Source organism: Pseudomonas sp. GM18 (genome assembly GCF_000282195.1).
Taxonomy (GTDB): Bacteria; Pseudomonadota; Gammaproteobacteria; order Pseudomonadales; family Pseudomonadaceae; genus Aquipseudomonas.
Map to the genome: position 1 here is coordinate 1 of NZ_AKJT01000105.1, position 13,669 is coordinate 13,669.

The following is a 13,669-nucleotide window of genomic DNA, read 5'->3' on the forward strand; positions in this document are numbered from 1 at the left end:
TTCGGCAGCTGCTACATAAATGCGCTGCTGCTGATATTGCTCTGCGATCTTTTGATTCTACTTGGGATAAAGCGGCGGCAACCCGCTGTCGCCGACCACGCCTTGAACCCCTTCGGCCGTCGGGATCGCCCGGATGGCGCGCCAGAGTTCTTCGCCTTGCCAGTACTGGCCGGTTTCGCTGTAGAGCGCGCCGTTCAGGCCGTCGAGGGCATCGGACAGCGGCACGAAGCGGGCGGCCATGTCGGCCAGGGTTTCCGGCTGTTGCCGGGCCCAGGCGTCGAGGGCCTGGCGGGTGGCGTGGGTGTCGTTGGCCTGGCAGGCGCGTTTGAGGTCATCGAGCAGGGTGCGTGGGCTCGGGCCGGTCTGCGCTGCCCGCAGGATTGCCGGTTGCGAGCGTGCGCGCCACCAGAGGCCGAAGCCCAGCAGGGTCGTGCAGGCCAGAATCGCCGTGCTGAGCTTCCACCACCAAAGGGCTTCGTTGCTGGCGCCGGACATCACCTGCGGGCTGCCCGCCGGGGTGTCGACGATCAGGCTTGGATTGCTCGCCACTTGCAGTGTGCGGGCCGGCAGGCTGGTGTGTTCCAGGTGATCCTCGAAGGTGTTCCACCAGACCACTTCAACGCTCGGCAAGTCGATGTCGCCGGTGCGGGTCGGCACCAGGGCTTCACGGTCCTCGCGACTGCCGATCAAGCCGCGATCGCCGCTCTGGTTGCTCAGCACCGGTTGATCCGGGTAGCGCCGCAGGCCGTTGATCTCGGTGGCGGGCAACGGTGGCAGTTGGGAACTGGCGAGGCCTTCGGCACTCAAGGTCAGGCTGCGGGTCAGCGAGTCGCCGACCTGCGCATGATCCGGTTCCGGGCTCCAGCTTTCGTCGAGGCTCAGGCTGCGGGCCGGTAGCCAGGGAACATCGGCTGGATAACTGCCGGGTTTGGCTTTGACCGTCAGCGGGATCTCGGCGGAACTGACGCGCATCAACTTGCCTGGTTTTGGCCCCTGGGGCGATGGGTCCTGGGACGGCTGGGTGTCGACCGGCGTGGCACTGAACACCTGCGCTGGAATGGTCAACACGCCGCTGTGCTGCGGGTAGATCGCGTAGCGCATTTCGATCACGCCATGGCGCAAACCGTTGATGGCTTTCTCATAGGTGCGCGTCTCGCCCAGCTGTTCGATGCGCGCATCGGGGATCTGCAGCGGGGTCAGGCTGCTGTCATCGTACAGGGTGACTGAATGGTAAATGCGCAAGGTCAGGATCGCCTGGGCCTGCACATAGACGCTGTTCTGGTCGAGACTGGCTTCGATGAACACCGGCGCCAGCGTGTTGCTGCTGTCCTGGGTTTCGCTTTCGATCACCTGCACGGTAATCGGCTGGCTCTGCGCCTCGCCCAGTTGCAATGAAGGAATGACCACGCTGCCGTTCTGTCGGGGCAGCAGGGTGATGATCCAGCGGGTGGTCGCTTGAGTGTTGCCGTTGAGGGTGTTCAGTTGGTTGACCTGACGGGTGCCGCGTACTTCGAACTGCGGCTCCAGCGGAGTCAGGTCGGGTTTGCCGAACTGGGTCACGTCGCTGGATTCCAGGGTCAGTTCGATCGTCTCCCCGGAACTCAGGCGACTGCGATCGACACTGGCGACCAGCCCCGCAGCCTGGGCCTGAACGGCACAAAGCAACAGGGCGGACAGCGCTGCGAGCAAGAAGGCGGTGAAGCGGGTCATCGAGTTTTTCCCTGATCCTGATGTTGTTGCTGTTCGTACCAGAATTTGCGTCTGAGCAGTTCGCCGGGGTCATCCGGGATCTTGCGCAGCCATTGCTCCAGCGCCTGTTGCTGTTCGCCTTCGAGCATGTCGCTGGCGGGGCGCCGGGGTGGCGTGGTGCTTTGTTCATCCCCCAACTCGCTGCCCGGGACTTCATTGGCACCCGGTTGCGGTGGTGCCGTGGGCGGCTGTTCGGCGTCTGGCGTGGCCTGTTGGGCGTCAGTTTTGGGCTCGCCATCGCTCGGTTGGGTGGCACTGCCCGGTGGCGGTTCCTGGGGCATGGTTTCGGTTTCGCCCTCGGCGGTTTTGTCCGGCTCGACGGGCGGCGTGGTGGTTTTCTGCTTGAGCAGGCTTTCCACCAGTGCCTTGTTGGTCAGCGCCGGGCGCAGGTCCGGTTGAAGTTCCAGTGCTTGTTCGTAAGCATCCAGTGCCGCTTCCAGCTCGCCGCTTTTGGCCAACGCGTTACCCCGATTGTAGTGGGCGTGGGCGTCACTGCCTTGGGCAAACCGCTGGGCGGCGCCACTGTAGTCGCCGGCTTCATAGAGCGCCACACCTTGCCATTGCGGGTCTTCGAAATGCTGCGCGGCTTCGGCGGGGCGCTTTTGTTTGAGCAAGTGCAAACCCTGCTGATCGGGCCGAAGCCACAGGTCTTCGAAATCGAAGGCGTAACTCGGTTGCGGCAACAGGAACAGCAGCGGCAAGCAGAACAGCCAGCCGCGACGCCCGGCACAGGCGGCCAGCAACAATAATGGCAGCAGCAGCCAGTAACCCTGATCGGCCCAAGTGTCGAGGCGCAATGTCTGGCCGTCGTTGCGCAAGTCCCGTGGGCTGTCGAACAGGCCGAGGCCGCGCAGGTCGGCATCGTCCAGGCGTGCCTGGCGATAACGTCCGCCCAGGCCGTTGGCGAAGGCTTTCAGGCTGGGGCCGTCCAGATGCGGCACCAGAATCGCGCCCTGATCGTCCTTGAGGAAACTGCCGTCGTCCTGCGCGACCGGCGCACCTTCGGCGGTACCGATACCGAGCATCAGAAATTGTGTGGACCTGGCGTCCAGCGCCTGACGCATCCCTTGGCGTTCGTGTTCCGTCAGCGACGAACCGATCAGCAGGATCCTCCCCTGGCCGAGGGCGCCCCGATCCAGCAGTGTCAGGGCCTTGGCCACCGCCAGATCGGCGCGATGACCGGCCTGGGGCATCAGCGACGGCTTGAGTGCATCCAAAAGATTGCGGCTGGTCGTCAGGTCATCCGACAGTGGCACCAGCGTGTGGGCGCTGCCGGCGTAGACAACGATGGCAGTCTGCGCGTCGCTGCGGTTTTGCAGCAGATCGAGCAGTTTGCGCCGGGCCTGTTCCAGCCGGTTTGGCGCAACGTCGGTGGCGAGCATTTCCGGGGTCAACTCAAGCAACACCACCAGCGGGTCAGCGGGTTTCTGGCCGGTTTGCTCGACGCGTTGCCAGCTCGGTCCCAGCAGGGCCAGCACGGTCAGCACCCAGGCCAGGCCCAGGGCGACCCACGGCAGTTTGCTCTCGCGACCGCTGCCACCACTGAGCAGGGCGGCATGGAAGGCCGGTGGCAGAATCATTTGCCAGCGACCCGCGCGCTTCTGTCGGTGCCAGAGTTGCCAGAGCAACCAGCCCAGCAGCGGCAGCAATAACAGCCACCAGGGGCGGAACCAGTACGGCCAGAGAGCAATCATCGGCGCCTCCGCAGGCGCAGGCGTTTGAGCCGCTGACGCCAGTCTGGCAGTTGCGTATGCAGAAACCGCTCTTTGGTAAACAGCTGCTTGGTTAACAGTCGTTGCAACGGGTTATCCGGCCAACGCTCACGGACCACCAGCAGCATGCTCAACAGCAGCGCCATCGCCAGAGGCCAGTGATACAACGCTTGGGCCGGGCGGGCTTGCGTAGGTTGCTGGGCCACCGGTTCCAGTTTGTCGAGGGTGGTCTTGATCGCCTGCAACTCCTGGCCGTCGTGGGCGCGGAAGTACTGGCCTCCGGTGGCTTGGGCGATGGCTTTCAAGGCCGGTTCGTCGAGGTCCAGGCTCGGGTTGATACCCAGGAAGCCCAGGGTGCCGCTTTGTTCCGGATCAGCGCCAATGCCGATCGGGTAGATTTTCACCCCTTCGTTGGCCGCCAGGCGTGCGGCGGTCAGCGGATCGATTTCGCCACCATTGTTGGCGCCGTCGGTGACCAGAATCAGTACGCGGCTTTGTGCCGGACGTTGGCGCAGGCGTTTGAGGGCCAGGCCGATGGCGTCGCCGATGGCGGTGTTCTTGCCGGCGATGCCGATCCGCGCTTCGTCGAGCCAGACGCGCACGGTGTGGCGGTCGAAGGTCAGCGGCGCTTGCAGATAGGCCTGGCTGCCGAACAGGATCAACCCGACCCGGTCGCCGTCGCGACTTTCGAGAAAATCACCGAGCAAATGCTGCACCAGTGACAGTCGGCTGACGTCTTCGTCCTGCCACTGCATGTCGGGGAAGTCCATTGAGCCGGAGACGTCCACCGCCACCAGCAAATCGCGGCCACTGGCGGCAATCGGCAGGGGTTCGCCGAGCCATTGCGGGCGCGCCGCGGCGATCAGCAGCAACAGCCACATCAGAATGAACGGGGCTTGCTGGCGCCAGGTCGGCAGGTTGGCCCGTGCGCGGCGGCGAGCGAGGCCTTCGAGGTCGCTGAGGAAACTGACCTTGAGCGCCGGTTCGCCACTGTCGGCCACCGGCAGCAGCACCCGCATCAGCCACGGCAGCGGCAGCAGGGCGAAGATCCACGGCCAGGCGAACTCAAACATGTTTGCGGATCCAGGTGTCGACGGCTTGAGTCAGGCCGGCGATGGCCTTGTCGTCGAGTTTGCATTCGGGCTTGTAGGCACCTTCCACCAGCACCATCCAGCGCGTGAGGCCGGCGGCTGGGCAGCGGTTATCGAGGAACGCCAGCCATTGGCGCCCGTTGAGGGTGTGGCTCTGGCTGTAGGGGTAATGGTTACGGCACAGGCGTTTGAGCAAGCCGTTGAGTTGCTGCAGCCAGGCACCGGCCGGGGCACCATCGTAGGGTTTGGGCATCAGCGCGAGTTCGGCCAGGGCGGCGAGACGCACTGGGTCCAGCGGTTGCTCGGCGCGCACGATCGGGCGCTTGTCCGGAATGAAGCGTCGCAACTGCCATACGCCGAAACCGATCAGCGGCAGCAACAACAGCAGCAGCCACCAGCCCGGTGCCGGCGGCCAGAAGCCGATCGGTGGCGGGGAAATCAACGGTTGCAGTTGATCGAGGCTGCTCATCGAGCTTTCCCCGGACGTTGTGGGTTCAGGTATTCGCGCAATTGCTCGACCATCTCGCTTTGGGTGCTCAATGGCATCAACAACACCCGTAGCTTCTGCGCCAGCAATTCCCAGCGGGCGATGCGCGCTTCCGCTTGTGCGCGGTAGGCCTGGCGCAAGTCGAAATTCAAGGTGTCGAGTTCCAGTTGCGCGCCGTGTTCGGCAAAACGAAGCAGGCCGGCGGCGGGCAGGGCGTGATCCAGCGGGTCGGACACCGGCAACAGCAACAGGTCGCAATGGCGTGACAACAGGCTCAGTTGCTGCTCGGCACTGTCGGACAAGGCGCGTTCGTCGCAGATCACGATCACCAGGCTACCGGGGCGCAGCACTTCCCGGGCGCGGCGCAGGGCAATGCCGAAGGCGTCGCGGTCGGGCTCGCGCTCGGTGTGCAGCGACTGATTGACCCGCACCAGCCGATTGAGCAATTGCAGCAGGCTCTGCTTACTGCGTCGAGGCTTGATTTCGTAGTGCTCGTTGTCGCCGAACACCAGCCCGCCCACCCGGTCGTTATGCCCCAGCGCGGCCCAGCCAATCAGGCTCGCGGCTTGGGCGGCCAGCACCGACTTGAACATCAACCCGGAGCCGAAAAACAGCCGGCGGCTCTGTTCTACCATGATGAAAATCGGTCGTTCGCGTTCTTCGTGGAACAGCTTGGTATGCGGTTCCTGGGTCCGGGCGGTGACGCGCCAGTCAATGCTGCGCACGTCATCGCCAGCCTGATAGACCCGCACCTGATCGAAGTCCACCCCGCGCCCGCGCAGTTTGGAGTGGTGCAGGCCGATCAGCGGGCTGCGCTGGCTCGGCGTGGAAAACAGCTGCACTTCGCGCACGCGATGGCGCATCTCGATCAGCTCGGCGAGGCTGATGCGGATGCCCGGCTCGGGCGGCAGAAGGGTGTTCATCGGGGTCAAGCGACGGCTACGACGTCGAGAATCCGCTGGACCACCCGGTCCTGGTCGATGCCAGCGGCTTCGGCTTCAAAGGAAAGAATGATGCGGTGGCGCAACACATCGAACAGCACCGCCTGAATGTCTTCCGGGCTGACGAAGTCGCGACCGGCCAGCCAGGCGTGGGCCCGGGCGCAACGGTCGAGGGCGATGGAACCGCGCGGACTGGCGCCGTAGGCGATCCATTCGGCCATTTCCGGGTCGAACTTGGCCGGGATCCGCGTGGCCATGACCAGTTGCACCAGGTATTCCTCCACGGCGTCGGCCATGTACAACCCGAGGATTTCCTTGCGCGCGGCGAAGATCGCCTGCTGGCTGACCCGGCGTTCAGGCTTGGTTTCGCCGTGCAGTGCTTCGCCACGGGCCTGTTGCAGAATCCGCCGTTCGACGGTGGCGTCGGGGAAGCCGATTTTCACGTGCATCAGGAACCGGTCGAGCTGGGCTTCGGGCAACGGGTAGGTGCCTTCCTGCTCGATGGGGTTTTGCGTGGCCATGACCAGAAACAGCGGCGACAGCTCGTAGGTGCTGCGCCCGACGCTGACCTGGCGTTCGCCCATGGCTTCGAGCAGGGCCGATTGGACCTTGGCCGGGGCACGGTTGATTTCGTCCGCCAGCACCAGGTTGTGGAAGATCGGGCCTTGCTGGAACACGAAACTGCCGGTTTCCGGACGATAGATTTCCGTGCCGGTGATGTCGGCCGGCAGCAGGTCGGGGGTGAACTGGATGCGATGGAACTGTGCTTCGATGCCTTCGGCGAGTTCTTTGATGGCCTTGGTCTTGGCCAGCCCCGGGGCGCCCTCGACCAGCATGTGACCGTCGGCGAGCAAGGCGATGAGCAAGCGCTCGATGAGTTTTTCCTGGCCGAGAATCTGCGTTGAAAGAAAGGTTCGCAGCGCGAGCAGCGCTTCACGATGTTCCATCGATGACTGTTCCTGGAAAGGGTGACCGAAGACGTTCGAATAACGCCAGGGCTGGGGGCGTTACTTTAATCCATCGTGGGGGGCGCCGACTAACGGCATTTTGTAGAAATGTGCGGATTAGCGCTCGTTCCCACGCTCTGCGTGGGAATGCATCACCGGACGCTCTGCGTCCCGCTTTAAAATCGTGACGCAGAGCGTCACAGGCTGCATTCCCACGCAGAGCGTGGGAACAATCACTAAACCGCCATCAGATTTCGCTGATGTAAGTACCAATCCCCTTGAGGATGTTCTGCAAGGTTTCTTCCACCTCGGCCAGATCGCTGGCATCGGTACTGTGCAGGATTTCCAGCGAATCATTGCCATCCAGCGCATCGGCGTCCACGGCGGCGATTTCGATCAGCAGGCGGTCGGGGCTGAGGGTGACTTTCACACCATCCAGGGCCGAAGGCTTGTCGTGGAAGATGATCTCCAGCTCGTCCTCGTCCGGAAAGCGGCTCATCAGGAACATTTCGCCCTCGGCACTGTTGCAGCAGAGCATGGCCAGATTGTCTTCTTCGTCATCGCACGGGTTGACGATCAAGAGGTCGGTTGTCATTTGCATGGGAAAAATCCTGGCTCGGCGAGCGTTGTGAATACAACAAACGGCAATTCTGCCAGCCCTCGGGAGTTTCTGCTTGGTTGAGTGTCAGAGGATGCGTCGTGAACATTCGATACATCTCGAGTCATTTCTGGTACGCAGGTGCCGTAAATTCGGGCATAAAACGCCCATTTTCCTGCACGGCTGCTAGTGTTGTTCGAGGCACATGCCGCGAGTTACGTGCCGATGACCGAATATGTCGCAGCGCTGCAAGCACGGCCCTTGCCGCACTGGTTAAGCTGCGCAACGGATGAGCACCCGTAAAGGCATTGTCGATGGCTCAATGGTAGCCCCGACAGTCGTTTTTGCAGATGCCCATTCAATGGAAGGTGAATGTGACCTGAGTGTCTCGTCCAGCTTCACCCAACTGTCGTCCTGTTTCCTCTGCCCGAGAATCAGGAACAGGGTGACGGATTGCCCCGAAAGGGGTTTTGCACGCGACGCTTCCATCAATAACAAGCCCAAGCGGAGTACCACAGATGGCGTTCTTCACCGCAGCCAGCAAAGCCGACTTCCAGCACCAACTGCAAGCGGCACTGGCGCAGCACATCAGTGAACAGGCACTGCCACAAGTGGCGCTGTTCGCCGAACAATTTTTCGGCATCATTTCCCTCGACGAGCTGACCCAGCGTCGGCTGTCCGACCTCGCCGGCTGCACTCTTTCTGCATGGCGCCTGCTTGAGCGCTTCGATCACGCTCAATCGCAAGTGCGTGTCTACAACCCCGATTACGAGCGCCACGGCTGGCAGTCGACCCACACCGCGGTCGAAGTGCTGCACCACGATCTGCCATTCCTGGTGGACTCGGTGCGTACCGAGCTGAACCGTCGCGGCTACAGCATTCATACCCTGCAAACCACTGTGCTGAGCGTGCGTCGCGGCAGCAAGGGCGAGCTACTGGAAATCCTGCCGAAGGGCACCCAGGGCGAAGGCATTCTGCAAGAATCGCTGATGTACCTGGAAATCGACCGTTGCGCCAACACGGCCGAATTGAATGTCCTGACCAAAGAGCTGGAGCAGGTTCTCGGTGAAGTCCGCGTCGCGGTCGCCGATTTCGAACCGATGAAAGCCAAGGTCCAGGAGATGATCGAAGGCATCGACAACAGCCAGTTCGTTGTCGACGCCGACGAAAAATCCGAAATCAAGAGCTTCCTGGAATGGCTGGTGGGCAACCACTTCACCTTCCTGGGCTACGAAGAGTTCGTGGTGGGCGAGGATCAGAACGGCGGTCACATCGTCTATGACCAGGACTCGTTCCTCGGCCTGACTAAACTGCTGCGCGCCGGCCTGACCGTCGATGACCTGCGCATCGAAGACTACGCCGTCAACTACCTGCGCGAACCGACGCCGCTGTCGTTCGCCAAGGCTGCACACCCAAGCCGTGTGCACCGTCCGGCGTACCCGGACTACGTGTCGATCCGCCAGATCGATGCCAATGGCAACGTCATCAAGGAATGCCGCTTCATGGGCCTGTACACCTCGTCGGTGTATGGCGAAAGCGTGCGGGTCATTCCTTACATCCGTCGCAAGGTCGAGGTCATCGAAAAGCGTTCGGGCTTCCAGGCCAAGGCTCACCTGGGCAAGGAACTGGCTCAGGTGCTTGAAGTGCTGCCGCGCGACGACCTGTTCCAGACGCCGGTGGACGAGCTGTTCACCACCGTGATGTCGATCGTGCAGATCCAGGAACGCAACAAGATCCGCGTATTCCTGCGCAAAGACCCGTACGGCCGTTTCTGCTACTGCCTGGCCTACGTGCCGCGTGATATCTACTCCACCGAAGTGCGCCAGAAGATCCAGCAAGTGCTGATGGATCGCCTGAAAGCCACCGACTGCGAGTTCTGGACCTTCTTCTCCGAGTCCGTGCTGGCCCGTGTGCAACTGATTCTGCGGGTCGATCCGAAGAACCGTCTGGACATCGACCCGGTTCTGCTGGAAAAAGAAGTGGTACAAGCCTGCCGCAGCTGGCAGGACGACTACGCGAGCCTGGTGGTCGAAAGCTTCGGCGAAGCCCAGGGCACCAACGTGCTGGCCGACTTCCCGAAAGGCTTCCCGGCCGGTTACCGCGAGCGTTTCGCCGCCCACTCGGCAGTGGTCGACATGCAGCACCTGCTGAGCCTGAGCGAAAAAAATCCGCTGGTGATGAGCTTCTATCAGCCGCTGGCCCAGGTTTCCGGTCAGCGCATGCTGCACTGCAAGCTGTATCACGCCGACACGCCGCTGGCGTTGTCCGACGTCTTGCCGATCCTGGAAAACCTCGGCCTGCGCGTGCTGGGTGAATTCCCGTATCGCCTGCGCCACAACAGCGGCCGCGAGTTCTGGATTCACGACTTCGCGTTCACGGCTGCCGAAGGCCTGGAACTCGACATCCAGCAACTCAACGACACCTTGCAGGACGCTTTCGTCCACATCGTGCGTGGCGATGCCGAGAACGATGCCTTCAACCGTCTGGTGCTGACCGCCGGCCTGCCATGGCGCGACGTGGCGCTGCTGCGTGCCTACGCCCGTTACATGAAGCAGATCCGTCTGGGCTTCGACCTGGGTTACATCGCCAGCACCCTGAACAACCACACCGACATCGCTCGCGAGTTGACCCGGTTGTTCAAAACCCGTTTCTACCTGGCGCGCAAGCTGGCCAGTGACGATCTGGAAGACAAGCAGCAACGCCTGGAACACGCGATTCTGAGCGCACTGGACGATGTTCAGGTGCTCAACGAAGACCGCATCCTGCGTCGTTACCTGGACCTGATCAAAGCGACCCTGCGGACCAACTTCTACCAGACCGATGCTCACGGTCAGAACAAGTCCTACTTCAGCTTCAAGTTCAACCCGCACCAGATTCCAGAGCTGCCGAAGCCGGTTCCGAAGTTTGAAATCTTCGTTTACTCGCCGCGCGTCGAAGGCGTGCACCTGCGCTTCGGCAACGTGGCTCGTGGCGGTCTGCGCTGGTCCGACCGTGAAGAAGACTTCCGCACCGAAGTCCTGGGCCTGGTAAAAGCCCAACAAGTGAAGAACTCGGTCATCGTACCGGTGGGTGCGAAGGGCGGCTTCCTGCCGCGTCGCCTGCCACTGGGCGGCAGCCGTGACGAGATCGCGGCCGAGGGCATCGCCTGCTACCGCATCTTCATCTCGGGCCTGTTGGACATTACCGACAACCTGAAAGACGGCGCGCTGGTACCGCCGGCCAACGTCGTGCGTCATGACGACGATGACCCGTACCTGGTGGTGGCGGCGGACAAGGGCACTGCGACCTTCTCCGACATCGCCAACGGCATCGCCATCGACTACGGCTTCTGGCTCGGCGACGCCTTTGCGTCTGGCGGCTCGGCCGGTTACGACCACAAGAAAATGGGCATCACCGCCAAGGGCGCGTGGGTCGGCGTTCAACGCCACTTCCGCGAGCGCGGCATCAATGTCCAGGAAGACAGCATCACCGTGGTGGGCGTCGGCGACATGGCCGGTGACGTGTTCGGTAACGGCTTGCTGATGTCCGACAAGCTGCAACTGGTCGCAGCCTTCAACCACCTGCACATCTTCATCGACCCGAACCCGGAGCCTGCCAGCAGCTTTGCCGAGCGTCAGCGCCTGTTCGACCTGCCGCGTTCGGCCTGGTCGGATTACGACACCAGCATCATGTCCGAAGGCGGCGGGATCTTCTCCCGTAGCGCGAAAAGCATCGCGATTTCCCCGCAGATGCAAGAGCGCTTCGACATTCAGGCCGACAAGCTGACCCCGACCGAACTGCTCAATGCCTTGCTCAAGGCACCGGTAGACCTGTTGTGGAACGGCGGTATCGGTACTTACGTCAAAGCCAGCAGCGAAAGCCACGCCGATGTCGGCGACAAGGCCAACGATGCGCTGCGCGTGAACGGTAATGAACTGCGCTGCAAGGTTGTGGGCGAGGGCGGTAACCTGGGCATGACCCAACTGGGTCGCGTCGAGTTCGGCCTCAATGGCGGCGGTTCCAACACCGACTTCATTGACAACGCCGGTGGCGTGGACTGCTCCGACCACGAAGTGAACATCAAGATCCTGCTGAACGAAGTTGTGCACGCGGGTGACATGACCGACAAGCAACGTAACCAGTTGCTGGCGAGCATGACCGACGAAGTCGGTGGCCTGGTGTTGGGCAACAACTACAAGCAGACCCAGGCACTGTCCCTGGCGGCTCGTCGCGCTTATGCGCGGATTGCCGAATACAAGCGCCTGATGAACGATCTGGAAGGTCGCGGCAAGCTGGATCGCGCCATCGAGTTCCTGCCGTCGGAAGAAGCGATCAACGAGCGCGTCGCGGCAGGCCATGGCCTGACCCGTGCCGAGCTGTCGGTGCTGATCTCCTACAGCAAGATCGACCTCAAGGAAGCGCTGCTCAATTCCCTGGTGCCGGACGACGACTACCTGACCCGCGACATGGAAACCGCTTTCCCGCCGACGCTGGTCAGCAAGTTCTCTACCGCCATGCGCCGTCACCGTCTGAAGCGCGAAATCGTCAGCACCCAGATTGCCAACGATCTGGTCAACCACATGGGCATCACCTTCGTTCAACGGCTCAAAGAGTCGACCGGCATGAGCCCGGCGAACGTGGCCGGTGCTTATGTGATCGTGCGTGACATTTTCCACCTCCCGCACTGGTTCCGTCAGATCGAGTCCCTGGACTACCTGGTCTCCGCTGATGTGCAACTGGAGCTGATGGACGAGCTGATGCGTCTGGGCCGTCGCGCCACGCGCTGGTTCCTGCGTGCCCGCCGCAACGAGCAGAACGCTGCCCGTGACGTCGCGCATTTCGGTCCGCACCTGAAGGAGTTGGGCCTCAAGCTTGACGAACTGCTCAGTGGCGAGATTCGCGAAACCTGGCAGGCCCGCTATCAGGCGTACGTCGAAGCCGGTGTGCCGGAGTTGCTGGCACGCATGGTGGCTGGCACTACGCACCTGTACACCCTGCTGCCGATCATCGAGGCTTCCGACGTGACTGGCCAGGACCCGGCGGACGTGGCCAAGGCCTACTTCGCCGTGGGCAGTGCGCTGGACATCACCTGGTACCTGCAACAGATCAGCGCCCTGCCGGTTGAAAACAACTGGCAGGCCCTGGCCCGTGAAGCGTTCCGCGATGACGTCGACTGGCAACAACGTGCGATCACCATCTCGGTCCTGCAACAGGGCGACGGCACCCAGGACGTGGAGACACGCCTGGAGCTGTGGATGGAGCAGAACGAAGGCATGATCGAACGCTGGCGCTCCATGCTGGTGGAAATCCGTGCTGCCAGCGGCACTGACTACGCCATGTACGCGGTGGCCAACCGTGAATTACTGGATGTGGCGTTGAGCGGTCAAGCGGTGGTACCTGCCGCTGCAACTACCAGCACTGCGGACGCCGAGCTGGAGCCGGCGGCCTGATAAGCGCTGAATGAAAAAGCCCCGTCTCGAAAGAGGCGGGGCTTTTTTTATGTCTGAAAGTTTGCAGCGGCTGGTCGGGCCTAATCGCCTCAGCGATCAGTTCTCCAAAGGAATCAACACTTTCTCATCCGGGGCCAACACCATGAACACCAACAACTTGGCAGGTTTTGTGGCGCTGGCGTTTTTCGACACCAGATGTTCCGAGCCGGCCGGCTCGTACCAGAATTCGCCAGCCTTGTAGGTGATCGCTTTTTCGCCTTTGACTTGAGAAGTGATCTCCCCCGACAGCACGTAGGCCATGGCCGTGCCTTGGTGTTTATGGGCGATGGACGATTGCCCCGGCTGGTAATCGACTTCGATCATCAAGGCTTTTTTGCCGGGTGCGTTTTTCAGCATCTGGTCTTGCAGAATGGTGACTTTTTCTGAATGGGAGGCGGTTTCGTGGGCGAATGCCGAGGCTGAAACGGTTAGCGTCAGGGCGGCGAAAGAGGCAGCAAAAAAGCGAAGCGCATTCATGGTTGATTACCTGCGGTGTTGAGTCGTCAGGGAGCACAGTAAGCTGCGCTAACGGACAATCAAACGGCCAATTTTGACGAAGATCAGGGGACCATTCACCGAGGCTACGTTACCCGTAGGCCCGTAGCAGCTGCCGAGCCTGCGAGGCTGCGTTCGGCTGCGTAGCAGTCGTCAAATCAGAACTTGCGGTGCGTCAGAC

9 protein-coding genes are annotated in these 13,669 nt (G+C 62.0%); 1 reads left to right on the forward strand and 8 read right to left on the reverse strand.

Annotation, left to right across the window (positions count from 1 at the left end):
• Positions 1 to 57 precede the first annotated feature (57 nt).
• The 7 genes from PMI21_RS03575 to PMI21_RS03545 form a co-directional block, all read right to left on the reverse strand.
• Positions 58 to 1,710, reverse strand: coding sequence for a BatD family protein (locus PMI21_RS03575; RefSeq protein WP_007941293.1), 1,653 nt, complete (start codon positions 1,708 to 1,710; stop codon positions 58 to 60).
• Positions 1,707 to 3,443: a tetratricopeptide repeat protein gene (locus PMI21_RS03570; RefSeq protein ID WP_007941294.1), complete on the reverse strand. Its 1,737-nt coding sequence runs from the start codon at positions 3,441 to 3,443 to the stop codon at positions 1,707 to 1,709. Before PMI21_RS03570 ends, PMI21_RS03575 begins: the two co-directional genes overlap by 4 nt.
• On the reverse strand, positions 3,440 to 4,534 hold the full coding sequence (locus tag PMI21_RS03565; protein ID WP_007941295.1) for a vWA domain-containing protein: 1,095 nt from the start codon (positions 4,532 to 4,534) through the stop codon (positions 3,440 to 3,442). The genes PMI21_RS03570 and PMI21_RS03565 overlap by 4 nt, the downstream gene beginning before the upstream one ends.
• A complete protein-coding gene (locus tag PMI21_RS03560; protein WP_007941296.1) occupies positions 4,527 to 5,021 on the reverse strand; it encodes a DUF4381 domain-containing protein in 495 nt (164 codons plus the stop codon). The genes PMI21_RS03565 and PMI21_RS03560 overlap by 8 nt, the downstream gene beginning before the upstream one ends.
• Positions 5,018 to 5,962 carry a DUF58 domain-containing protein gene (locus PMI21_RS03555; RefSeq protein ID WP_007941297.1) on the reverse strand — a complete coding sequence of 315 codons (945 nt, stop codon included), beginning with the start codon at positions 5,960 to 5,962 and terminating at the stop codon, positions 5,018 to 5,020. Before PMI21_RS03555 ends, PMI21_RS03560 begins: the two co-directional genes overlap by 4 nt.
• Positions 5,963 to 5,967: 5 nt before the next feature.
• Entirely contained in the window at positions 5,968 to 6,927 is a 960-nt protein-coding gene (locus PMI21_RS03550; protein ID WP_007941298.1) for an AAA family ATPase, read from the reverse strand.
• Positions 6,928 to 7,174: 247 nt separating this feature from the next.
• Positions 7,175 to 7,528, reverse strand: coding sequence for a hypothetical protein (locus PMI21_RS03545; protein WP_007941299.1), 354 nt, complete (start codon positions 7,526 to 7,528; stop codon positions 7,175 to 7,177).
• Positions 7,529 to 8,043: 515 nt separating this feature from the next.
• Between PMI21_RS03545 and PMI21_RS03540 the strand changes: the two genes are divergently transcribed.
• A complete protein-coding gene (locus tag PMI21_RS03540) occupies positions 8,044 to 12,954 on the forward strand; it encodes an NAD-glutamate dehydrogenase (protein WP_007941301.1) in 4,911 nt (1,636 codons plus the stop codon).
• A gap of 96 nt (positions 12,955 to 13,050) precedes the next feature.
• Here PMI21_RS03540 and PMI21_RS03535 read toward each other — a convergent pair whose 3' ends face one another.
• Positions 13,051 to 13,470 carry a cupin domain-containing protein gene (locus PMI21_RS03535; RefSeq protein ID WP_007941303.1) on the reverse strand — a complete coding sequence of 140 codons (420 nt, stop codon included), beginning with the start codon at positions 13,468 to 13,470 and terminating at the stop codon, positions 13,051 to 13,053.
• Positions 13,471 to 13,669: the final 199 nt, after the last annotated feature.